Origin of the sequence: Marinobacter sp. UBA3604, from assembly GCF_002375325.1 — a bacterium.
Taxonomy (GTDB): Bacteria; Pseudomonadota; Gammaproteobacteria; order Pseudomonadales; family Oleiphilaceae; genus Marinobacter; species Marinobacter salarius.
On the sequence record NZ_DFMB01000042.1, the window covers coordinates 12210 to 35285 of the forward strand.

General features: G+C 58.3%; 22 protein-coding genes and 1 pseudogene. 8 read left to right on the forward strand and 15 right to left on the reverse strand.

All coding sequences use genetic code 11. The annotated features are described in order from the left end of the window. Positions 1 to 53 precede the first annotated feature (53 nt). Positions 54 to 1334, reverse strand: coding sequence for an ammonium transporter (locus B2590_RS13140; protein ID WP_036203109.1), 1281 nt, complete (start codon positions 1332 to 1334; stop codon positions 54 to 56). 72 nt (positions 1335 to 1406) lie between these two features. Then, entirely contained in the window at positions 1407 to 1745 is a 339-nt protein-coding gene (glnK, locus tag B2590_RS13145; protein WP_004578958.1) for a P-II family nitrogen regulator, read from the reverse strand. Positions 1746 to 2162: 417 nt separating this feature from the next. Between glnK and B2590_RS13150 the strand changes: the two genes are divergently transcribed. The 3 genes from B2590_RS13150 to trmB all read left to right on the forward strand — a co-directional run bounded on the left by B2590_RS13150 (position 2163) and on the right by trmB (position 4793). Further along, on the forward strand, positions 2163 to 2417 hold the full coding sequence (locus B2590_RS13150) for an accessory factor UbiK family protein (RefSeq protein ID WP_075195022.1): 255 nt from the start codon (positions 2163 to 2165) through the stop codon (positions 2415 to 2417). A 59-nt stretch (positions 2418 to 2476) separates the two neighbouring features. After that, positions 2477 to 4000, forward strand: a complete 1524-nt coding sequence (locus tag B2590_RS13155; RefSeq protein WP_286811224.1) for a YifB family Mg chelatase-like AAA ATPase — start codon at positions 2477 to 2479, stop codon at positions 3998 to 4000. 76 nt (positions 4001 to 4076) lie between these two features. Further along, positions 4077 to 4793 carry a tRNA (guanosine(46)-N7)-methyltransferase TrmB gene (gene trmB / locus B2590_RS13160; RefSeq protein WP_007154277.1) on the forward strand — a complete coding sequence of 239 codons (717 nt, stop codon included), beginning with the start codon at positions 4077 to 4079 and terminating at the stop codon, positions 4791 to 4793. Between the two features lie 25 nt (positions 4794 to 4818). Here trmB and B2590_RS13165 read toward each other — a convergent pair whose 3' ends face one another. From B2590_RS13165 to B2590_RS13210, 10 genes and pseudogenes are all read right to left on the reverse strand, one after another. Further along, a complete protein-coding gene (locus B2590_RS13165; protein WP_286811223.1) occupies positions 4819 to 5352 on the reverse strand; it encodes a hypothetical protein in 534 nt (177 codons plus the stop codon). Then, positions 5352 to 6506 (reverse strand): radical SAM family heme chaperone HemW, encoded by a 1155-nt coding sequence (gene hemW / locus B2590_RS13170; protein WP_286811222.1) that lies wholly within the window; start codon positions 6504 to 6506, stop codon positions 5352 to 5354. Before hemW ends, B2590_RS13165 begins: the two co-directional genes overlap by 1 nt. Before the next feature lie 2 nt (positions 6507 to 6508). Further along, positions 6509 to 7120: an RdgB/HAM1 family non-canonical purine NTP pyrophosphatase gene (gene rdgB / locus B2590_RS13175; protein ID WP_041332631.1), complete on the reverse strand. Its 612-nt coding sequence runs from the start codon at positions 7118 to 7120 to the stop codon at positions 6509 to 6511. Beyond that, complete coding sequence (locus B2590_RS13180; protein WP_286811221.1) at positions 7120 to 7575, reverse strand: DUF4426 domain-containing protein; 456 nt, start codon at positions 7573 to 7575, stop codon at positions 7120 to 7122. Before B2590_RS13180 ends, rdgB begins: the two co-directional genes overlap by 1 nt. Next, complete coding sequence (metW, locus tag B2590_RS13185; RefSeq protein ID WP_036203131.1) at positions 7572 to 8174, reverse strand: methionine biosynthesis protein MetW; 603 nt, start codon at positions 8172 to 8174, stop codon at positions 7572 to 7574. Before metW ends, B2590_RS13180 begins: the two co-directional genes overlap by 4 nt. Continuing rightward, positions 8171 to 9319 carry a homoserine O-succinyltransferase MetX gene (gene metX / locus B2590_RS13190; RefSeq protein WP_036203135.1) on the reverse strand — a complete coding sequence of 383 codons (1149 nt, stop codon included), beginning with the start codon at positions 9317 to 9319 and terminating at the stop codon, positions 8171 to 8173. The genes metW and metX overlap by 4 nt, the downstream gene beginning before the upstream one ends. Positions 9320 to 10643: 1324 nt before the next feature. After that, positions 10644 to 11453: pseudogene (locus B2590_RS19275) on the reverse strand (dynamin family protein); the annotation flags it as partial. Between the two features lie 243 nt (positions 11454 to 11696). Continuing rightward, on the reverse strand, positions 11697 to 12278 hold the full coding sequence (locus B2590_RS13200) for a YggT family protein (RefSeq protein ID WP_036203140.1): 582 nt from the start codon (positions 12276 to 12278) through the stop codon (positions 11697 to 11699). Positions 12279 to 12301: 23 nt separating this feature from the next. Further along, the gene (proC, locus tag B2590_RS13205; RefSeq protein ID WP_036203143.1) at positions 12302 to 13135 is read right to left on the reverse strand and encodes a pyrroline-5-carboxylate reductase; all 834 of its coding nucleotides are present in this window, start codon (positions 13133 to 13135) and stop codon (positions 12302 to 12304) included. Between the two features lie 83 nt (positions 13136 to 13218). Continuing rightward, positions 13219 to 13911, reverse strand: coding sequence for a YggS family pyridoxal phosphate-dependent enzyme (locus B2590_RS13210; RefSeq protein ID WP_126810649.1), 693 nt, complete (start codon positions 13909 to 13911; stop codon positions 13219 to 13221). A 145-nt stretch (positions 13912 to 14056) separates the two neighbouring features. Here B2590_RS13210 and B2590_RS13215 point away from each other — a divergent pair, with 145 nt between their 5' ends. From B2590_RS13215 to B2590_RS13225, 3 genes are all read left to right on the forward strand, one after another. Then, positions 14057 to 15091 carry a type IV pilus twitching motility protein PilT gene (locus B2590_RS13215; protein WP_027830795.1) on the forward strand — a complete coding sequence of 345 codons (1035 nt, stop codon included), beginning with the start codon at positions 14057 to 14059 and terminating at the stop codon, positions 15089 to 15091. A gap of 173 nt (positions 15092 to 15264) precedes the next feature. Next, on the forward strand, positions 15265 to 16386 hold the full coding sequence (locus tag B2590_RS13220; protein ID WP_286811218.1) for a PilT/PilU family type 4a pilus ATPase: 1122 nt from the start codon (positions 15265 to 15267) through the stop codon (positions 16384 to 16386). A gap of 115 nt (positions 16387 to 16501) precedes the next feature. After that, complete coding sequence (locus tag B2590_RS13225) at positions 16502 to 17908, forward strand: OmpP1/FadL family transporter (RefSeq protein ID WP_286811216.1); 1407 nt, start codon at positions 16502 to 16504, stop codon at positions 17906 to 17908. A 29-nt stretch (positions 17909 to 17937) separates the two neighbouring features. On the opposite strand, the gene B2590_RS13230 is transcribed toward B2590_RS13225, so the two are convergent. Continuing rightward, positions 17938 to 18306: a hypothetical protein gene (locus B2590_RS13230; protein WP_041332636.1), complete on the reverse strand. Its 369-nt coding sequence runs from the start codon at positions 18304 to 18306 to the stop codon at positions 17938 to 17940. Between the two features lie 221 nt (positions 18307 to 18527). Beyond that, positions 18528 to 21263 (reverse strand): DNA polymerase I, encoded by a 2736-nt coding sequence (gene polA / locus B2590_RS13235; RefSeq protein WP_286847957.1) that lies wholly within the window; start codon positions 21261 to 21263, stop codon positions 18528 to 18530. Between the two features lie 129 nt (positions 21264 to 21392). Here polA and B2590_RS13240 point away from each other — a divergent pair, with 129 nt between their 5' ends. Next, the gene (locus tag B2590_RS13240; protein ID WP_036205605.1) at positions 21393 to 21719 is read left to right on the forward strand and encodes a DUF2782 domain-containing protein; all 327 of its coding nucleotides are present in this window, start codon (positions 21393 to 21395) and stop codon (positions 21717 to 21719) included. Positions 21720 to 21735: 16 nt separating this feature from the next. Here B2590_RS13240 and B2590_RS13245 read toward each other — a convergent pair whose 3' ends face one another. Beyond that, complete coding sequence (locus tag B2590_RS13245) at positions 21736 to 22260, reverse strand: fibronectin type III domain-containing protein (protein WP_051946545.1); 525 nt, start codon at positions 22258 to 22260, stop codon at positions 21736 to 21738. A gap of 338 nt (positions 22261 to 22598) precedes the next feature. Here B2590_RS13245 and B2590_RS13250 point away from each other — a divergent pair, with 338 nt between their 5' ends. Continuing rightward, on the forward strand, positions 22599 to 23021 hold the full coding sequence (locus B2590_RS13250) for a hypothetical protein (RefSeq protein WP_036203154.1): 423 nt from the start codon (positions 22599 to 22601) through the stop codon (positions 23019 to 23021). Positions 23022 to 23076: the final 55 nt, after the last annotated feature.

Consider the following 23076-nt stretch of genomic DNA (forward strand, 5'->3'; position numbering starts at 1 on the left):
AAAAAAGAGGGGCGCCCGTGGGCGCCCCTCTTTCGATCCAGTGTCAGCCCATATTACTTGCTGCTGACAAACTCCGGATAGGCTTCCATGCCACACTCGGACAGATCCACACCTTCGTACTCTTCCTCTTCGGTCACCCGAATACCCATGATTGCCTTGAGGGCGCCCCAGACAATCAGGCTGGTCACGAAGACCCAGACGAAGATGGTCAGCATACCAACCAGCTGACCCATGAAGGTCGCGTCCGCGTCGGACAGCAGTACCGCGAAGATACCCCAGATACCAACCACACCGTGTACGGAGATGGCACCGACCGGGTCATCAATACGCATCTTGTCGAGTGTCACGATTGAGAACACCACGATAATGCCGCCGATGGCGCCGATAATGGTCGCCAGCAGAGGCGAAGGATCGGCGGGTTCAGCGGTAATCGCAACCAGGCCAGCCAATGCACCGTTCAGGGCCATGGTCAGGTCAGCCTTGCCGAACATGATGCGGGCTACAATCAGAGCACCGATCAGGCCGCCGGCAGCGGCCGCGTTGGTGTTCAGGAACACGTTGGCCACTTCGTTGGCAACACCGATGCCGCCCAGTTTGAGGGTAGAACCGCCGTTGAAGCCGAACCAGCCCATCCACAGGATGAAGGTGCCCAGAGTCGCCAGCGGCAGGTTGGCACCAGGGAAGGCCTTGATCTGGCCATCCGCACCGTACTTGCCTTTACGGGCGCCCAGCAGCAGGACACCGGCCAGAGCCGCAGCGGCACCCGCCATGTGTACGATGCCAGAACCTGCGTAGTCGCTGTAGCTCAGCTCATAGATACCGAATACGGCATCGCCGTTCCAGGTCCAGGAGCCCTGCATCGGGTAGATGAAGCCACACATGACAACGGCGAAAGCCAGGAAGGCCCAGAGCTTCATGCGCTCGGCCACGGCACCGGAAACGATGGACATGGCGGTTGCAACGAAGACAACCTGGAAGAAGAAATCAGAAGCCCCGGCGTATTCACCCATCTCACCAAAACCGGCTTCGTTGGAAGCAGCAAGGACTCCGGCAATCGCCGCATCGTCCATTTGAGCGACCGTGGTAACGCCGCTGAGGAAGAGACCGCCACCGTACATGATGTCGTAGCCGCAGATGAGGTACATCGTGCAGGCAATGGCAAACAGGGAGACGTTCTTGGTCAGGATTTCAGTGGTGTTCTTGGCACGTACCAGGCCTGCTTCAAGCATTGAGAAGCCTGCGGCCATCCACATGACCAGGGCACCGCAAATAAGGAAGTAGAAGGTATCCAGCGCATACTGGAGTTCAAAAATATGATTGAGATTGCTTTCCATGTGAAGCCCTCCGCACGAGGCTTTTCAAGTTATAAATTTTTTGCGTTGGCTGTCTGGTTGATCAGGCTTTGATCAGACCGCTTCTTCGCCGGTTTCCCCGGTTCGGATTCGGATCGCCTGTTCCAGTTCGGTCACGAAAATTTTGCCGTCACCAATCTTTCCAGTGTTGGCAGCCTTGGTGATGGATTCGATGACCTGATCCAGCAGGTTGTCGCCGATAGCAACTTCAACCTTGACCTTGGGCAGGAAATCCACCACGTATTCTGCGCCACGGTAGAGTTCGGTATGACCCTTCTGGCGACCGAAGCCTTTGACTTCAGTGACCGTTACGCCTTGTACGCCAATCTCGGATAGTGCCTCACGGACATCATCCAACTTGAAAGGCTTGATGATCGCTGTCACAAGTTTCATTGCTTTCTCCTTGGTAAAGCCGTCTCAACATCTGGAACTCTTCGGCCCGTTGTTGAGGTCGGGATGCTGCCACCTCGCACACCAATTGTGCGGATTGCGTACAAGGCTTTTAGCATCGGGTGTGCCAACGCAAAAAATAATATAACTATCAGACAGTTGGCTGTCTGTTGATCCAGAATGGATCGTCAGGTCGCACCATTTCGGGGCTTGTCTGTCTTGGGCGAACCATAATGATGCACGAACTCGGTGCAAGCATTAGGGGTGCCTGAGCCACATTATACTGTCGACGGCCACAGTATGGCAGGGGAGGCATTAGTGTTACACTCCGAACCGTCGTTCAGGCACGACGAAAAGCCCGCCGAGGACGAGGTATAGTCCAGCGCAGCGATTTTGACCGGTGATTTTGAGAGGTGATTCGTGAAAGGTCCACAGGATTTCTTTTCCCAGCTTCAGGGACAGTTCGGCCAGTTCGTTCCCGATATGGCCCGTGCCGCCCGTGAGGACTTTGAAGCTCAGGCCCGCGCCACGGTGATGACGGTTCTGTCGCGCCTTGAGTTGGTCACCCGAGAAGAATTCGATGCCCAGCAAGCTGTACTGATGAAAACCCGCGAAAAGGTCGAAGCGCTGGAAAAGCGCGTGGCTGACCTGGAAAAGCAGTTCCCGAATAACTGACCGGCAGGACGCCCGTCAGGCGGCTAGGCCGCTATCACCTATAACCATGGAAGGTTGTCATGTTTGCCGTTGTCCATACCCGCGCCAGCATTGGCGTTTCAGCACCCTCCGTTACCGTTGAAGTCCACCTGTCAGGCGGCCTGCCGGCGCTGTCCATCGTCGGGCTCCCCGAAACGGGTGTTCGCGAAAGCCGGGAGCGTGTTCGCAGTGCGCTGATGAACGCCGGCTTTGAATTCCCCGCCCGCCGAATCACCATCAATCTGGCTCCTGCGGACCTGCCCAAGGAGGGCGGCCGCTTCGATCTCCCCATTGCCCTGGGCATTCTTGCCGCTTCCGGACAGATTCCGGCGGAAAGCCTCGCACAGTATGAATGCGTGGGAGAGCTTTCCCTGGATGGTGCGCTGAGACCGTTGAAAGGTGTGCTCCCGGCGATACTGGCAGCTCGCAACGAGGGGCGTCGGTTGCTGATCCCCCAGGCCAATGCCGCGGAAGCCGCACTGGCCAGCCAGGACGATGTGTTGCCAGCCGGCCATTTACTGACGGTCTGCGAACACCTGTGTGATCGGGCAAGGATTTCCCCGGTACCGCCAGCGGTGCCGGAAACGGGCGTGAACGCCGGTCCGGACCTTGCGGACGTGCATGGTCAGAGCGTGCCGCGGCGGGCGTTGGAAATCGCCGCCGCCGGCGGGCATAACCTGCTGATGTTTGGTCCACCGGGCACTGGTAAAAGCATGCTCGCCAGCCGTCTGCCGGGTATTTTGCCACCGTTAACCACCGAATCTGCGCTTGAGGTAGCAAGCATCCACTCTGTGGCCGGTCTTCCCGTACGGGACGGAGAGTGGTGCCGGCCGCCTTACCGCGCGCCCCATCATACTGCCTCGTCGGTTGCCATGGTGGGTGGCGGTAGCAGTCCGCGCCCCGGAGAAATCTCCCTGGCGCACCGCGGCGTGTTGTTTCTCGACGAACTGCCAGAGTTCGAGCGCCGGGTGCTGGAAGTGCTGCGGGAACCCATGGAGTCCGGCGAGATTGCCATCAGTCGCGCAGCAAGGCAGGTGACTTTTCCGGCCTGCTTCCAGGTCGTGGCGGCCATGAACCCGTGCCCGTGTGGCTATCTGGGGCATCCGACGATTGAGTGCCAGTGTACGCCCCCGCAGGTGCTCCGTTATCGGGCAAAGATATCAGGGCCACTGCTGGACCGGTTCGATTTGCATGTGGAAGTGCCGGTTCAGAGCGGGGAAGTGCTGATGAAGCGTGACGGTGGGGGTGAGTCCAGCACGGTTGTGCGGGATCGGGTGTATCAGGCCCGCGAGCGGCAAATACAGCGAGGATCCGGAAACGCCGCGTTAAGTGGCGGTGAGCTGCAGACGCACTGCCGCGTGGATGCAGCAGGCGAGGCCATGTTATCCGCCGCCATGGAGCGGCTGGGGCTCTCTGCCAGGGCATTGCATCGCATCCTGCGGGTGGCACGGACCCTGGCGGACCTGGACGGCCTCGACCACATTGGCAATGGCCATCTGGTTGAGGCGTTGGGTTACCGCAAGCTGGACCGGCAGCAGACCCGGAATGCGCAGGTTTCGGTATAGTCCGCTGGGCGGCCTCTGGTAAACTGTCGCCATAACCCATTGAAGGAAAACCGCACAGGGCGGTTGAGGACGTCAGATGACTGATCACAACGATGTTTCCGGCGATTCACCCGTGACGACCCGCCGTGGCGTACGCAGTTTCGTGCTGCGCCAGGGGCGGATGACCGAAGGCCAGAAAAAGGCCTACGACCGCAGTTGGCCCAAATACGGCCTGACCCGTGAACAGGGCATGATTGACCCACGCCAGATCTTTGGACGGGACAACATGCTTAACCTGGAGATCGGGTTTGGTATGGGCAAGTCCCTGGCAGACATGGCGGAAGCGGCACCGGAGCAGGACTTCATCGGCGTGGAAGTGCACCTGCCCGGGGTTGGTGCACTGCTGAAAGAGATTGAAGACCGGGGGCTGGAGAATGTTCGTGTCTACGCCATTGATGCCAACGATGTGATCGACCGGTGCCTGCCCGATGCAGCGCTGGACCGGGTGATGGTGTTTTTCCCGGACCCGTGGCACAAGAAACGTCACCACAAACGCCGGCTGATCCAGCACGAATTCGTCCAGCGCCTGCGCCATAAACTGCGCGTGGGCGGGATCCTGCACCTGGCCACCGATTGGGAAAACTACGCGGAACACATGATGGAGATCATGGGAGAATCCGAGGGTTTTGCGAACTCACAGGACATCGGCGAATATTCGCCGCGCCCGGAAGACCGCCCGATCACCAAGTTTGAGAAACGGGGCGAGACGTTGGGGCACGGCGTCTGGGATCTGGTGTTTTACCGCACCAACTAGGCTGTCGGTACGCTGACGGAAGTTGCTACTCGTGGGCCAGCGGATGGCGCCGGGCGGCACGAATGATCACCAATCCGGCGCAGCCCAGCATCAGGCCGGTGAATTTCACCAATGCGCAGAGCGTGGCGGACAGGCTGACCATATCCGTGGGCGGGTCCATGTTATTGAGTAGCAATATGTTTTCCGTTAGATCGCCGGCCCCCGCGGTCACAAACAGGGCCTTCACCCAGCGTGCCACGTTACGTTCCCGAACGCCCGGCCGGTCCCGCATCAGGTGATTGGTCAGGAAAATCAGCGTGGCCAGGTAAGCGGGTACAAACAGGAAGTCCAGCCAAAGGGATATCTGTGCCCATAGCATGCCGTCCTGTCGCCAGCTGCGCAGTATGGCCATGGACTGGTCCGCCGTGGCGGCCATCTGAAGGCTGACGATGCCCTGGGGAGCCGAACCGGTCTGCAGGGGCTGATTGACCACAACCAGGACCAGCAACAGGACGACGGTGGCCGCCAGGCTCAGGTTGAGCCGTTTGGGCAACAGGGTCATAAGGCGCGGCAGTGACATCAGAGGAAGCGCTCCAGCAGACTGTTCAGATAACGCTGTCCGAGTTCCGTGGTCTGTATCCGTCCCGGTTCCAGCATGTTTTCTTTTCTTAGCGCCTCAAGTTTTACCGCAACTCTGCTCAACGGTAAACCTGTACGCTCTGTGAACAGGTTTTCCGGCACACCGGACGTCAGCCTCAAGGCATTCATCAGAAACTCCAGTGGCCGTTCTTCCGGCTCGACCATTTGGCTGCCGGAGGTGCGGCTGCCGATGCGGTTCATATAGGCCTCGGGTTGCCGGGTTTTCCAGAAACGCCGGATGTCGCCGTTGCGGAAGGTGACCTTGCCGTGGGCGCCAGCGCCCAGCGCCAGATAATCCCCGAACATCCAGTAATTCAGGTTGTGGCGGGACGCCATGTCGGGCCGGCTCCAGGCTGATACCTCGTAGTCCTTAAACCCCTGCTGATGCAGGTAGTCGGCACCCTGGCAATAGATTTCCCAGAGGTGGTCGTCGTCGGGCAGTTGGGGCGGGCGGCTGTAGAACTCGGTGTTGGGCTCCAGGGTCAGCTGGTACCAGGACAGGTGCGGGGGTTGCCACGACATGGCCGCCCGCAGGTCATCCAGGGCGTCTGCCGGTGTCTGGCCCGGCAAGCCATGCATCAGGTCCAGGTTGAAGTTGTCAAAGCCGGCATTGCGGGCGGCCTCGATAGCCCTGTGGGCTGCCTTGTCATCGTGGATGCGCCCCAGTGCCTTCAATCGCAGGGGATTGAAACTCTGGATGCCCAGTGAAAGCCGGTTTATGCCGGCGCCACGGAAGCCGTTAAAGCGAGTCTGTTCCACTGTGCCCGGGTTGGCCTCCAGTGTAATCTCGGCATCGTCAGTAAACGACAGGTGAGTGCGCAGCCGGTCGAACAGTATGTTGTAGAAGTTCGGCGACATTAACGAAGGCGTGCCGCCGCCGATGAAGACGGTTCCGATCGGGCGCCCCTGAATTAATGCGAGGTCACCGGCAAGGTCCTCCATGATTGCATCAAGATAGTCGTTCTCGGGAATGTCGCCGGTCAGTGCGTGGGAGTTGAAGTCGCAGTAAGGGCACTTTTTCACGCACCAGGGTACGTGAATATACAGGCTTAGCGGGGGCAGGGTGCTCACCGCTGTGTCGGGCGTCGGGGTCATGGTCACCCCGGCTCTTTCCCCAACTGGTCCAGAAGCAGCGCCAGTGCCCGCCCGCGGTGGCTGATACGGCCTTTTTCGGCGCGGGGCAGTTCAGCGGCACTGGTGCCGGTTTCCGGTACCAGGAACACCGGGTCGTACCCGAAACCACCCTCACCCCGGGGCTCTGGCAGGATGCTTCCTGGCCAGCGGCCATGACAGATCACCGGTGTGGGGTCATCGGCATGGCGCAGGTAGACCAGTACGCAGTGGAACTGGGCCGTGCGTTGGCCCTCGGGAACGTCTTTCAGCGCGTCGAGCAGTGCCCGGACGTTGTCTGCGTCGCTGGCTGTGTCACCGGCGTAACGGGCCGAACGGACGCCGGGTGCCCCGCCAAGGGCATCCACCGCCAGGCCAGAGTCATCCGCAAGGGCCGGCAACCCGGTGATCCGGGCGGCATGGCGTGCCTTGAGGATGGCGTTCTCCACGAAGGTGACCGCTGGCTCCTCCGCCTCGCCAACCCCCAATTCACCCTGGGCTACGGGCGTCAGCCCGAGTGGGCCGAGCAAGTCTGTGAGTTCGGCGATCTTGCCCTTGTTGTTGCTGGCAATGACCAGTCTGTTGGTGGCGTTAGTCATCAGTCGTTAAACAGCGTGTGGGTGAAACGGATGGGCAGATCCTGTCTGGCACCCGTGGGACGGGTGGTGATCTGGAAGGTCATCAACTCGGCGTTGCTGTATTGGTATTCGGCGATGAAATAGACAGCGTTGCCTTCCTGGATGCGTCGAAACGCCAGGAACCGGGCCTGCTGGATATCGTTCATGACCTTGCCTTCCACCTGGCCTGATACCGGCTCCAGGCCGCTATCCTCGGTTTCCCTCATGATGGATATGTTGACGATACCGATGCCGCGGCTGCGATTAAGGTTGTTCTCGCGGGCAATTTCCGGGGCCAGGAAGGTGCTTGGGAAAACGCTCCAGTGTACTTCGAATTCACCAAAATCCTTTGAGTCGGCATGGCTCTGGCTGGCGAATAGAATCAGGCACGCCAGCGACAGTATCGCCTGCCAGTGATTGCGACTATGTATGGTCATGATTCCTCCCGGGTTATCCGGTAAATGGCGATCTGCCCTAACATATTGGGCCAAAGGCGGCTGAGCCAACGATCCTGGTGTTCACCGTCAACCACCGTGCGGTTCAGTATCCGGACGTCCTTGCGGAAGCAGAGGGCTTCAAAATCCTTGAAGGTGCACAGGTGGATGTTAGGGGTGTTGTACCATTTATACGGTAGCGTTTCGGATTCAGGCATACGACCCCGGCGCATCAGGTACCAGCGCAATCGCCAGTAAGCGAAGTTGGGGAAGGTTACGATGCCCTCGCGGCCCACGCGAAGCATCTCGTCGAGGACCATGTCCGGGCGCCGGACCGCCTGCAAGGCTTGTGTCATCAGCACGGTGTCGAAGGAGTGATCTTCGAAGTTCCCCAGGCCCTGGGTGTCCAGGTTCTGCTCAATGACGGACACGCCGCGACCCATGCAGGTGGTGATATGGTCCGGATTGATTTCCAGGCCAAACCCTGTTGCTCTTTTTTCCCGCTGCAGGTAGTCCAGCAGGGTGCCGTCGCCGCAGCCCAGATCCAGTACATGGCTGCCGGCGCTGATCCATTGCTCGATGATTTTCAGGTCTGTTCTCATGCGCCTACCTCCCGTGCGACCCGGTCCATGTAGGAATGGAAGATGGCGGTGTAACGTGGTGTGGGAATCAGGAAGGCGTCATGCCCCCAGGGTGCGTCGATTTCGGCATAGCTGACCTTGCAGCGGGCCGCGATCATGGCATTTACTAATTCCTCGGACCGTGCCGGGGTAAACCGCCAGTCGGTGCTGAACGACACGACAAGGAATTCGCAGCGCGCACGGAGCAGCGCCTTTGCCAGGTCATTGTCGTGCTCGTAGGCCGGGTCAAAGTAATCCAGAGCCTTGGTCATCAGCAGGTAGGTATTGGCGTCGAATGACTCCGAGAAGCGCTCACCCTGGTAACGCAGGTAACTCTCCACCTGGAACTCTGCGTCATAGCCGAACTTGTAGGCCTGGTCCCGCAGTTCACGGCCAAATTTTTCGCCCATGGAAGCATCGGACAGGTAGGTAATGTGGCCCACCATGCGTGCCAGCATCAGGCCCCGGCGCGGTAACGTGTCGTGCTCATAGTAGCGGCCGTCATGGAACTCACGGTCGGACGTAATCGCCTGTCGCGCCACCTCATTGAAGGCAATGTTCTGGGCGCTCAGGCGTGGGGTAGAGGCAATGGTCACGGCGTGACGCAAACGATCCGGGTAGTCCAGGCTCCACTGAAGTGCCTGCATACCACCAAGGGAACCTCCCACCACGGCGGCCCAACATTCAATGCCGAGCCGGTCGGCCAGCAGCGCCTGGCTGTGGACCCAGTCGCGTACCGTGATCACCGGGAAATCAGGGCCGTAGGGCTGGCCGGTCTTCGGATTGACGCTGCCGGGTCCGGTGCTGCCATGGCAGCCACCCAGATTGTTCAGGCTGACAACGAAAAACCGGTTGGTATCGATGGGCTTGCCGGGGCCAATGCAGCTGTCCCACCATCCCGGCTTGCGGTCTTCCTTGCTGTGATAACCGGCGGCATGGTGGTGGCCGCTGAGGGCGTGACAGATCAATACCGCGTTGGTGGCATCCGCATTCAGCTTGCCGTAAGTCTCAATCACCAGATCGTAACTCTCCAGCGTCTGACCGCAGGCGAGAGTGATCGGTGTATCGAAGTGCAGTGTCTGTGGGGTGACTATCCCGACAGAATCCGTTGGCAAGGGATCGGGCATTGGCGCGACAGGTTCCTGATTCAGTCCGTATTATCTGGAAGACGTTTCAGGCAATGGCCGGGCGGAAACCTGCATGTAAGTGCAGGCCTAACTGATATGGCCAGGCGATTGCCAGCCAAGCAGTTTAAAGGCCGGCCTGCATGGCTGCAACCGCCATTTCCGGCGCCGGTCAGACCGCGCCGGAAATGTTGACCACCTTCTGTTGGATCAGAGTGGGTGCTGGTTTACGGATTTGCCGCTGCATGGCGTCAGCCAGTTCAAGCTGGCGTGTCAGATCGCTGATGGTGTTCTGCAGTCGTTCGCGTTCGGCCCGGCTGTCGCGGTCGCTGCGAACCATGTCCCGGAGGCGGCGGATCTGGTGCTCCAGCAACTGCTTCTGTTCCATGGAGTACTGCATGATTGGTAGTAGTGCTTCCGATGGCCAGCGTTCGACATCGGCCCGCACGCGCAGATGCAGTGTTCGGGCTTCGCCCACCATCACGTTGAAGAAGCGCCTGACCAGCAGCGACTGCTCCGTCAACAGATTTTTGGGGCTGATGCGGAAGCGTTTTGCCTTCTTGCGCAGTTCGCGGATGGCAATAACGTGACGACCTGCCCGTAATGGAATTGGCTCCAGGTGACGGGCCCGGGTGTCTTCGTTGTAGCGGCGGTAGATGGCGCCCACCATTTTTTCGGCCAGCCGCCCTTCGCTGAGAAGGTTGCTCAGATCATTTTCCAGCAGCTCGAAGAAATGATCCATGCTGTGGTTCATGCCGGCAGTGGTCCAGCTCTTCGACATCTTCTGGCGGACTTTCTCGGCATGGGACTCAAACCGATCCTCGCTAACCAGCCCCTTGAGCATCTCGCCCTGGGAATCCATCAGCCGGCGGCTGGACCGGAGCGTAATCAGCTTCTTGTAGTAGAAGTCATAGTCCCGCTGGGCGCGGTCGGCCAGGCGCCGCAGTGCGTCAGTGTCCATGGTGACGCCAGAACAGGCCTGCAGCTCTTCTTCCAGTGCGTCCAGCCGGTTTTGCATGGCGGCCTGACTGTTCTGCAGCATGCCCAACAGGTCGTTGATCAGGCTCTGTGTAATCAGCTGTTCCTTGTGCATCAGGATGCGCTGGATGATCAACTGTTCCAGTTGGGCGAGGTTCGAACGTTCAAGCAGTTCTTCGTTGCCTTTGACCCGGGCCAGCAGGCCTTGCTTGGCGGACAGCGGTATCACGTCGTTCTGGCGCATGCCGAGGTGGTCGGCGGTGTAGCTACGCACCCGGTCAATGGCTTCCTGGGTATGCTTCTCGCCCTGGAGATCATCCCAGAGCACGTCGATCTTGTTGAGCACTGCGAATCGGCCAGCGCGGTGGTCGGCGTGCTCGGTGTCGATGTGATCCTTCCAGATCGTCATGTCGCTGGCAGTGACGCCGGTATCCGCGCTCAACAGGAAGATAATGGCGTGGGCGCGAGGCAACATACTGATGGTCAGTTCTGGCTCTGAGCCGAGAGCGTTGAGCCCCGGGGTGTCCAGTATGCGCAGGCCGCGTTCGAACAACGGATGGCGAATGCTGATCTGGGCGTTGCGCCAGGCCGGCACCACGACATTACCCGGCTTGTTGCGGTCATGCTCCAGCATGTCCTCGTCGAAGCCCAGTTTGCGGGCTTCCTGCGGAGTGACGCTCTTTACGCGAGCCACTTCCGCCAGAACTTCCCGCATGATTTCCGGGTCGCGCTCGTCCAGGTCGTGTTTGACCCAGCGTTCGGGCTGCTTGCGCAGTTGCTGCAGGGAGAGCTCGCCGGTCCTGGTTTCGATCGGGAGCAGCAACAGGTAGTTGCTGTTTGACGTGCGGTCAAAGAACAGCTCGGTCGGGCACATGGTGGTGCGGCCCGCCTGGGATGGCAGCATGCGCTGGCCGTATTCTGAAAAGAAGAGGGCGTTGATCAGTTCCGTCTTGCCGCGGGAATACTCACCCACGAAAGCAATGGTGAGTTCGTCTTCGATCAGCAGCTCAAGGCCGTGACGAATGCGGTTGCTGACATCGTCTGAAAACAGGTTGTTGTCCTGCAGCCACAGACGGTAGCGACCGATCTGCCTGATCAGTTCTTTTTTCCAGCCGTGGTAGGCCTCTACCTGCTGCGACAGGGTTCCTTGCTTGTTCATCGGACCATCCTTCTGCGCGACTTCCGGGCGACTGCGTTGGATCTTGGTTGGTTAAAGTTGTGCCAAAAATATAGCTAATGTTACCGCATTGGCGCGGCAAATCTGCGGCGGCGATCACGGGTCTGTATAGCAGGGCGACGTGTAGAAGGAAAAAAGTGCAGCTGATTCAGATAGATGAACCAGCTGCAGGTGAGAGTAGTTTATTGTCCTGATATGTAACGGAATGTGTTTTTGAGAGGTGGTCTACATTCCGACGATGGAGCCCATGCCGGCGGCTACCTTCATGTGGTCGATCACCACCGAAACCACATTGAGGATCAGGAACACGATAATCGGGGACAGATCCAGGCCGCCCATGGATGGCATCACATTGCGTACGGGGCGCATCACGGGTTCGGTGATCTGCGCAACCAGTTGGATAGCAGGGTGGCCGCTTTGTGGCGCAATCCAGCTGACGACCACGACTGCAATGACGGACCAGAAGTAGATCTTAACGATCAGATCAAGAACGTTAAGGATAGCCCAGCTGAGCAGGGTGAGTGGGTTGATCGCCGGTATGCTGCTGTTCAGGGCCACAAGAATGAGGAAAAAGGTGATCGCCTGGATGATGACCGCCAGCACCAGGGCTGCGCCGTCGATACCGCCCCAACCGGGAATAAAGCGGCGAAGCGGGCGCAGCAGCGGGTTGGTGGCTTTCACAACAAACTGCGAGATCGGATTGTAGAAATCCGCCCTGGCCAGTTGCAGCAGGAAGCGCAGCAGCACGATCGTCAGGTAGAACGTCGAGGCAATGAGCAGAATGGTGATCAGAATGTCAGCCAGCATGAAGCCGTGTCTCCCGTTATTGGTTACTGTTTATTGGCGAGTTCTTTGGCCATTTCCCCGGAGCGCTTGTAAGCGGCTGAGTAGGCCTTCTTGACCAGATCTCTCATGCCACCTTCTTCAAAGGTCTGGATGGCCTGTTCTGTGGTGCCACCGGGAGACATGACATTGCGTTTGAGCTGGCCGGGGTCGTGTTCACTGCGTCCTGCCATTTCGGCGGCGCCGGCCATGGTCTGGATTGCCAGTGCGCGTGCGGTCTCGCCGGCAATGCCGGCATCGGTGGCCGCCTCTTCCAGTGCTTCCAGCATCAGGAAGAAATAGGCGGGGCCGCTGCCAGAAAGTGCAGTCACTGCATGCAGGAGGGATTCGTCCTCCACCCAGAGCGCCGAGCCAATGCTGTTAAAGACCGACTCCACCATGGTCTTCTGCTTTTCCTTGACCTGATCATTGGCATAGAGCCCAGCAGCCCCTTTACCAACCAGCGATGGTGTGTTGGGCATCACGCGCACCAGCGGCAGTCCGCCACCGAGCCACTCGTCCAGGGTGGAAGCTTCCAGCCCGGCCGCAATCGACACCATTAGCGGGCGGGTGTTCTGCACCACCGGGGCGATGTCTGAGCAAACACTTGCCATAACCTGTGGCTTCACCGCCAGAACCACCATGTCCGCCTGCTCGGCGCAGTAACGATTGTCGGTGGTGACGCTGACACCAAATTGTTTGCGGATGGATTGAAGATGGTTGTCATCGGGGGCGCTGACCCAGATGTTGGCGGCCTTGAAGCCGCTGTCCAGCATGCCACCGATGATGGCGCTGGCCATGTTGCCGGCACCGATAAACGAAATCGTTGGTGATGTGCTCAAGGTTCACTCCACGTTTGGATCAGTAGTGGTCAATTGTCAGTCTGCCGCTGATGATAACAGGATCTGGGGCTGTCAGCCTCCGGTTACCGAGGGCCGAACAGGGCGGTACCGACTCTTACCCAAGTTGCGCCCTCCTCAATGGCCATCTCAAGGTCACCGGACATGCCCATGGAGAGGGTGTCCAGCGGGCCGCAACCAGGGGCCTCCTGGCGCATGTGTTTAAGCGCATTGGCCAACTTGCGGAAGCTTGAGCGCAACTCCGCCTCGGGCTGATCCGGGTCCGGAATCGCCATCAGCCCCCTGAGCGAGAGATTTGGCATCTCTTCGATGGCGTCTGCCATGTCGGTGAGATCCTCCAGGGCACAACCGGACTTGCTCTCCTCATTGTTGATGTTCACCTGAAGGCAGATATTTAACGGCGGGAGAGTGGAAGGGCGCTGATCGTTCAGGCGCTGAGCAATCTTGAGTCGGTCAACGCTGTGTGCCCAGGCAAATGTCCCGGCAATCTGGCGGGTCTTGTTGGATTGAATGGGGCCTATAAAGTGCCATTCGATGGCGTCCAGTTCCTTCAGCTCCTCCATCTTGTCCAGAGCTTCCTGAACGTAGTTTTCACCAAACGCCCGTTGGCCGGCGCTGTAAGCCGTGCGAAGCTCGTCGGCCGGGCGCGTCTTACTGACCGCCAGCAGATGCACGGAACCCGCGCTGCGGCCGGCCTTCAATGTTGCTTTTTGTATGCGTCGGGTTACGCTCCCGATGTTGTCTGCTATGCTGCTCATAGTGCGAATCCGCCGATTCCGGTCAGTCTCTGATACGCTGACACGTTACCCGCAGGTTACTGAAATGCCAAGTGAAGCCGTTCAGTGCCAATGACCGGAGCCGGCGCATACCGGGATAAAAGAAAAAAGCCTTCCGAGGACCCCTATGGATATTACTGAACTGCTTGCCTTTTCGGCCAAACAGGGCGCATCAGACTTGCACCTGTCTGCCGGCCTTCCCCCGATGATCCGTGTTGATGGCGATGTCCGCCGCATCAACCTTCCGCCAATGGAGCATAAAGAAGTCCATGGGCTGATCTACGACATCATGAACGACAAGCAGCGCAAGGACTACGAAGAGTTCCTGGAGACCGACTTCTCCTTCGAGGTGCCTGGTGTCGCCCGCTTCCGTGTTAACGCGTTCAACCAGAACCGTGGCTCCGGTGCTGTCTTCCGGACCATCCCGTCAAAGGTACTGACGATGGAAGATCTCGGTATGGGGCAGGTGTTCAAGGACATCGCCTCTGTGCCACGAGGCCTGGTGCTGGTTACGGGCCCAACAGGCTCCGGTAAGTCCACCACGCTGGCGGCGATGATCGACTACATCAACGACAGCCGCTATGAGCACATCCTCACCATCGAGGACCCCATCGAATTCGTACACGAATCCAAGAAGTGCCTGCTGAACCAGCGGGAAGTGCATCGTGACACCCTGGGCTTCAACGAAGCCCTGCGCTCCGCACTGCGGGAAGACCCGGACATTATCCTGGTCGGCGAGCTGCGGGACCTGGAAACCATCCGCCTGGCCCTGACGGCGGCGGAAACCGGTCACCTGGTGTTCGGCACCCTGCACACCACCTCGGCGGCCAAAACCATCGACCGCGTGGTGGACGTGTTCCCGGCGGAAGAGAAGTCCATGGTTCGGTCCATGTTGTCGGAATCATTGCAGGCGGTTATCTCCCAGACCCTGATGAAGAAGATGGGCGGTGGCCGGATTGCGGCTCACGAGATCATGATTGGCACCTCTGCGATCCGTAACCTGATCCGCGAGGACAAGATTGCTCAGATGTACTCGGCAATCCAAACCGGTGGCTCCCTGGGCATGACAACCCTGGACCAGTGTCTGGAAAAACTTTTGAAGAAAGGCCTGATTTCCCGCGAAGCCGCGAGAATGAAGGCGAAAATGCCGGATAATTTCTAAGCTTAGTAGCGGGCTTGGCACATAATTCGGGAGGTGTCGGGTAGGGCCCGTTCCAGGGACGTCAAAAACAGGGATGTTTTTGTCGAGCGTACATGGACGTATTAACAGCGTGCCCTGGAACGGGCCCTACCCGACACCCGGACACCGAAAGTCAGAAAAATAGGTAGAAAGTCATGGAATTCGAAAAACTGCTCCGTTTGATGGTGGAAAAAGGCGGTTCCGATCTTTTCATAACCGCCGGTGTGCCACCTTCCATGAAGGTCAATGGCAAGGTGTTGCCCGTCACCAAGAACGCCCTGACGCCCGAGCAGACTAGGGAGTTCGTCTACGGCGCCATGAACGACAAGCAGCGTGCCGAATTCGAAGAAAGCCACGAGTGCAACTTTGCCATCAGTGCCCGAGGCATCGGCCGTTTCCGTGTTAGCGCCTTTTTCCAGCGCAATCTCTGCGGCATGGTGCTGCGGCGGATCGAGGTGAAGATCCCGCAGATTGATGACCTGGCACTGCCGGAAATCATCAAGGACCTGGCCATGACCAAGCGTGGCCTGATCATGTTCGTGGGTGCCACAGGTACTGGTAAGTCCACCTCGCTGGCGGCCATGCTGGGGCATCGTAACCGCAACAGCCGGGGCCACATTATCTCCATCGAAGACCCCATCGAATTCGTCCACCAGCACCAGGGCTGTATCGTGACCCAGCGAGAGGTGGGCATTGATACCGATAGCTTTGAAGTGGCTCTGAAGAATACCCTGCGCCAAGCGCCGGACGTGATCCTGATCGGTGAGGTGCGTACCCGCCAGACCATGGAATACTCTGTGCAGTTTGCTGAAACTGGCCACCTGTGTCTGGCCACCCTGCACGCCAACAACGCCAACCAGGCGCTGGACCGGATTATCCAGTTCTTCCCGCCTGAACAGCACAACCAGATCTGGATGGACCTGTCCCTGAACCTTAAAGCCATTGTTGCTCAGCAGTTGATCCCAACGCCGGACGGGCAGGGGCGCAAAGCCGTCATCGAAGTGTTGATCAACACGCCATTGGTGGCGGACCTGATTCGCAAAGGCGAGGTCCATCGCCTCAAAGAACTGATGTCCAAATCCAATGAGAGCGGTATGCGCACCTTTGACCAGGCGTTGTACGAACTCTATGCCGAAGGTTCCATCACCTATGAAGACGCCCTCGCGCACGCGGATTCAGCCAACGACCTGCGCCTGATGATCAAGCTGGGTGCCGATTCCCAGGGCGCTGACAAGCTGGCTTCCAGTGTCGACAAGTTGTCGATCCAGGACGATTGATCGAGGATTAGACTAAAGTAGTAAACGATTAGGAATCTGAATCAGTAGTGATGGCATTTGAGGCCATTGGCCCGCGATGCGTATACTCCGCCCCAACGATCATCCAGGGGGATTTATGCGCAAAAACAAAGTATTGCCCGGCTCTGTTTTCCGAATCGCGACGGTATCGGCGTTGGTGGCACCCGCCGCAGCGCTGGCTGGTGGTTTTTCACTCAATGAGCAAAGTGCCAGTGCCATGGGCGTTGCTAACGCCGGCACCGCAGCCAATCCGGAAAATGCCACCACGGTTTTCTTCAATCCGGCCGGCATGAGCCAGCTTTCCGGCACCAATATGTCGTTTGGTGCCGCCGTTCTGGATATTGATGCCGAGCTCAAGGAAGGCACCGGCAGTGCCGTTCGCGATGACGGCCGTCCCGTCGCCGGTGGAAACGGTGGTGATATCGCCGACCCGGCCGTCCTTCCCAATTTTTACATGACCCACGAAATCAACGACTGGCTGGACGTGGGCTTCGGTCTGCACGCCCCCTATGGCCTTGCGGCGGATTACGAGGATGACTTCAAGGGGCGCTTTTTCGCGGACAAGACCGAACTGACCGCCATTGCATTCAGCCCGTCCATTGCCGTTAACGACGGTAATGGATTCTCCATGGGTGCTGGCGTCAATGTGATCTACGCCGAAGGCCGGCTGACCAAATTCCAGGACTACAGTGGTACGGAAGCCCGCTTCGGGTTGCCCCCGGGGACCCTGGAAGACGGTTACGCGGATATCGAAGGCAGTGACGTGGCGCTCACCTTTGCCTTTGGCTTGCTTTGGGAAATGTCGGAGCGAACACAGTTTGGTATCTCCGCCCAGACCGGAACGGAACTGGAGCTGGATGGCGACGCGGAAGTTCGTAACTATCCGCAGGGTAGCCTTAGCGGTGGTGGCCTGACGTTCAGCCAGTCCACGGTCACTGAACGGGTGACTGTCCCGCTGGATATTCCCGAGAGCATTACCTTCGGTGCCCGTCACCAATTGACCGATACCGTAACACTGCTGGCAGGTGCGACCTGGGCCAAGTGGAGCCGGTTTGAGGCATTGGATGTGGTCAGCCGTGAGGACAATGGCCCAATTTCTTCTCAGGCAGGGCCCGGTCTTGGTGATGAGCGCCTGGTGACGCACGTTTCGGAAAACTGGAAAGACACCTGGCAGGCCAATGTCGGCGCCATCTGGCAGGCGACCCCGGAGTGGGCGTTCAAGGCTGGCTATGCCTGGGATGAGTCGCCGGTGAACGACGATTTCCGTACGGCTCGAATCCCGTCAGGGGATCGCGATTGGGTCACGCTGGGCGCACAGTACGCCGACGCCCGTTCAGGCTGGACGGTAGACGTGGCCGCCGGGGTGTTGCTGTTCGACGACGAAGAGGTGAACGAACAGAACTATGACGTCAACGACGAGCCTACGCCCGGGGCGGCTCGCTACCGTGGTACCTACGAGCTTGATGCCTGGAGTGCGGGGGTACAGGTCAGCAAGCAGTTTTAAGTGATACCTTGAGGGGCGTACGGCGCCCCTCAACCAATAACCTGCCCACGATAGATAACCTTCTTCTTTCTCGTCCTTTCTGCTTCCGTTTCGGAAGCACTACTGTCGCCCCTAGACGTTTCCTCGGCAATTTCCTGTCCGCGATACATTCGCTTCGCATTGTCGGTCTCGTCGTGCAGGTCCAGGTGGGGGATCTGGGGCCTGAGTATTTCCCAGGTGTGGATGAGGTGGGCTGAGCGGGTTTTGCTGGCATAGTCCGCTAGATGCCGTTCCAGGTGCTCTTCCGTGAGGTGCAGCTTTACCCCGAACTCAGACTGAATTAAGCGGCGACACTGGTGAACCAGTTTCAGTAAACCAGGGTTCATAAGCCAACTGCGCTCGGAAGCCAGAAAAGTCATGGTGAGTGCCTCGGGTAGAAAGTGTCACAACATGGCCCCGATATTCACTCATGCGAATCCGGGGCCGACCCTCTCAAGGCCTGCGAATTTCGTGCCGTTTTCAGTCGTTGGGCCCAGTGCCGCCGTTGCTGGGAACGTGCGGGTGAGACGGCAAAAAGAATGGTGTGTTTTGGGGCGAATAAAGGTGGTTTCGCCCCAAAACGGAACCCGGGCCGGCAGATTCAGTGGGCTTCGTCCCAGTTATTGCCGACGCCGGCCTCCACCAGCAAGGGTACATCCAGCGATGCCGCAGCAGACATCCGCTTCTCGAGTCCTGCGCGAATCTTGTCCACGGCCGATTCGCGTACTTCCAGAATCAGTTCGTCGTGAACCTGCAGGATCATTCGGGCATTGTTCTGGTGATGTTCCTGTAGCCAGTCTTCGACGCTGACCATGGCCCGCTTGATAATGTCCGCGGCAGTCCCCTGCATGGGGGCATTGATGGCGGTGCGCTCGGCAGCCTGTTGCATCTGCTTGTTGCGGGCGTTGATTTCCGGCAGGTACAAACGGCGGCCGTAGAGCGTTTCCACGAAACCGTCGTCATGGGCCTGTTTGCGGATGTTGTCCATGTATTTCAGCACGCCGGGGTAACGCTCGAAATAACGATCGATATATTCCTGGGCCTGATTGCGACCCACATCCAGTTGGCGGGCGAGCCCGAACGCAGACATGCCGTAAATCAATCCGAAATTGATGGCTTTGGCGCTGCGGCGCTGGTCGCCGGAGACGTCGTCGACGGCCACGCCAAAGACCTCGGCAGCCGTCGCCCGGTGAATGTCCTCGCCCTTTTCAAACGCCTTGAGCAGCCCCTTATCCCCTGACAGGTGCGCCATGATGCGCAGTTCAATCTGGGAGTAGTCCGCCGCCATCAGCTTGTAGCCCTCCGGGGCCACGAAGGCCTGACGAATGCGCCGGCCCTGTTCGCTGCGGATGGGAATGTTCTGCAGGTTTGGCTCCGAGGACGACAGCCGGCCGGTGGCCGTCACTGCCTGGTGATAAGAGGTGTGAATCCGGCCGGTGCGATGGTGAATCAATTCCGGCAGAGTGTCGGTGTAGGTGGATTTCAGCTTGCTCAGGCTTCGGTGTTCCAGGATCAGCCGGGGCAGGGTATGTTCGTGGGCCAGCTCCTGCAATACAGGCTCTGCGGTGGACGGGGCGCCTTTCGGGGTTTTCTTCACCACCGGTAGCCCCATCTTGTCGTAGAAAATAGCCTGTAGTTGCTTGGGAGAGCCCAGGTTGAAGCTTTCGCCGGCTTCCTCGTGGGCTTCCTTCTCGAGTTCTGCCATACGCTCTGCCAGTTCCTGGCTGTGCTTGCGCAGTGTGCTGGCGTTGATCATCGCGCCCCGTTGCTCCATGCGGGACAGTACTGGAACCAGTGGCAGGTCGATATTTTCGTACACTTCCTGCAGCCGGCCGGTTTTTTCCAGTTGCGGACGCAACACCTGGTGCAGTCGCAGGGTGATATCGGCGTCTTCTGCGGCGTAGGGGCCAGCCTGCTCCAGATCAATTTGGTTGAAGGTCAGTTGCTTGGCGCCTTTGCCGGCGATGGATTCGAAAGTGATGGTCTGCTCGCCCAGGTATTGCATGGCCAGCGAGTCCATGTCGTGACGAGACCCTACGGAATTGAGCACGTAGGACTCCAGCATGGTGTCTTCCGCAATGCCTTCCAGATGTATGCCATGGTTGGCCAGCACGTTCTTGTCGTATTTGAGGTTTTGGCCGAGCTTGGCTTTCTTCGGGTCTTCCAGCAGTGGTTTCAACTGATCCAGCACTGTGTCCCGGTCCAGTTGTTCCGGGGCGCCCATATAATCGTGGCCAAATGGCACGTAGGCAGCCTCGTCGGGCTCAATGGAAAATGACACGCCAACGACATCGGCGTCCATATAACGCAGGCTGGTGGTCTCGGTATCAAAGGCGAACAGCGGTGCCTTGTTGAGGCGATCAATCCAGGTATCCAGCTCTGCCTGATCGGTCACGATTGTGTATGTTTTCTCTTTGCTGGCCGGATTGGTGCTGTTGTCGACGGCATCGTCCGCGCTTTTTTCATCGGCTGAGTCGCTGTTTTCGAGCTCGGCAATCCAGGATCGAAGCTCATATTCCCGGAACAGTTCCAGCAACTGACCGTCGTCCTGGGTCCTCAGCTTGAGGTCTTCCAGCCCGAACTCAAGATCCACGTCGGTTTTGATGGTGGCCAGTTGGCGACTGAGCGGCAGGGTTTCGGTGGCTTCCCGAAGGTATTCGCCAATTTTGCCTTTGACCTCGTCCGCATGCTCAATGATGTCATCCAGGTTGTCCCACGCCTGTAGCCATTTAACGGCGGTTTTCGGGCCGCACTTGTTGACTCCGGGAATGTTGTCCACCTTGTCGCCCACCAGCGCCAGGTAGTCCACGATCTGCTCCGGGCCAATGCCGAATTTCTCGACCACGCCATCGCGGTCCATGCGGGTATCCGTCATGGTGTTGATCAGGGTGACATGATCGCTCACCAGTTGCGCCATGTCCTTGTCGCCGGTCGATACCACCACATCAATACCCTTGCTGGTGGCTTCGTGGGCGAGCGTCCCGATGACATCGTCGGCCTCCACGCCACTGACAATCAACAGAGGCAACCCCATGGCCCGAACCATGTCATGGATTGGCTGGATCTGCATGGCCAGGTCATCCGGCATAGGCGGGCGGGTGGCCTTGTAGTCTTCGTACAGGTCGTTGCGAAAGGTCTTACCCTTGGCGTCGAACACCACCACCATTTTTGAGCCTGGAAAATCCTGTTCCAGCTTCCGGATCATGCTGATAACGCCCTTTATGGCGCCCGTGGGGTGGCTCTTGCTGGTCATCAGTGGCGGCAGGGCATGATAGGCGCGGAAGAGGTAGGAAGAGCCATCTACAAGAACTACCGGCGGAGTCTGCTGCTGTGTCATATCAAAACGGATCCGGATTCTGATTGAAGCGTTGATAGGCTTGTGCAACTCTGACATAAACGGGGTGCATTTCCCGTGTGTCAGCGTGATTATGCACGTCTCTAAACAGAACCGAAGAGTACCATGAAAATGAAACGTATCGCTTGCTCGGGTCTTGTGTTGGGTGTGCTCTGCGGGCCTTCAATGGCCCAGGAGGATGTCGATGTTGTACAGACACCCAGGGAGCCCCTGGTGGTGTCTGATTATCAGCCATCCGCTGACGGGGCGCAGATCGTGATTCGCCCGGGTGAGAACGAGGTGTTCTACGAATACCGGGTGAATGGTCAATTGGTGGAGATCAAAGTAGTGCCGGAAGTCGGTCCCGAATACTACCTGGTACCAGCAGATGGTGGTGGCTGGATTCGTGAGAGCGAGACCGACATGCTGGTGCCCAGTTGGGTCATCTTCAGGTGGTAAATTTCTCGGATGCTACTCAGATCAGGTCGACGGTAACTGCGTCGGAGCGCTTGCTTTCCAGCCCGCTGTCGTCGAGGGCGGTAATGCTGAATTCATAGGCACCCGGCGGAAAATCTTCAAGCTGGTAGCGAGTGTCTTCGTCACCGGAAAGTGATATGACCTCGAAACTGTCTCTGTGCCGCAGGCGATAATAAATGCGATAGCCGCTGATGTCGCTGGCATAGAGGCGTGAGCCGTCTTCCCGGGTGAGCGGAGCGTCCCAGCGTAGTGTGGGAGGGGTGATCGACTCCTCGTCGGCCGGAACTCCAGTGTTGGATGTCTCTTCCTGTACCGGTTCAGGCTGCCCGAGGGTGTCCCGAATGGACGAAACGGCATCTCCCAGCCTTTGTTCAGATGCTTCGTTGGCTTGGCTTGAAGCGGCCCTTGATGCCCCGGAGTCTTCCTGGCATCCGGCCATGATGGCCAGCGCCATTCCGGCAACGACCATTTTCCAAAGCTGCCGATGGCCCGCAGCGTTCTGGCTGAGTCTTATACCTGGCATGGTGTTTCTCGCAATCCGTTTGTCAGCGCGTTATTGGTGCTGTTGTTACTGTAATGGGATACGTCAGAAGCGAGGCCTGAATAAAACGGGGAGACGGGCTTTCTCATTTCAAGGCGCAGAGCATGCCGAATCTTTAAAAAATCATCAAGTGAACTATCCGTAAATTCCGAGACGATCCTGTTCCCCCGTTGACAGATGGCGAATAGGGGTTGGTTTTAGTATGAACATTCTAATTTTTGACCGTAACCTTCGACATGTGATCAGAAGTCGGCATCGGTTTGCCGGCTATAACGATGCAGATTTTCAAACCACGCATCCACAATCTTAGGAGAGTCATCATGGGTAAACTCAGGACCTATCAGGAACAGCTTCAGGACATCGTAGAGAAGGGCATCAACGCAGCTGAAGAGCAGCAGAAGAAGCTGGCTTCCAAGCCGTTCGAGTACGCTGAAAAGCTGGAAACCGAAGCCCGCGAGTACAGCGTAAAGACCCTGCGCACTCGTTACTATGGCTACAGTGAAAACCTGTTCGAGCAACTGCGCAGCCTGAACACCCGTTTCGGCAGCTTTGCGGCTGACCTGGTTGCCAAGCTGGAAAAAGAAGCGGCTGAAGGTGCAGATACCGTTGCCGACGCAGCGGACGAAGTGACCAGCGTCGCCCAGTCAACCAAGGCTACTGCGCAGGCCAAGAAGCCGGCTGCACGCAAAACCACAGCTCGCAAAAGCACCAGCACTGCCAAGAAGAGTCCCGCTACTGCCTGAACGGCAACCGGAGTTCTTTGAAGCATAAAAAAGGTCACCGTGAGGTGACCCAGAT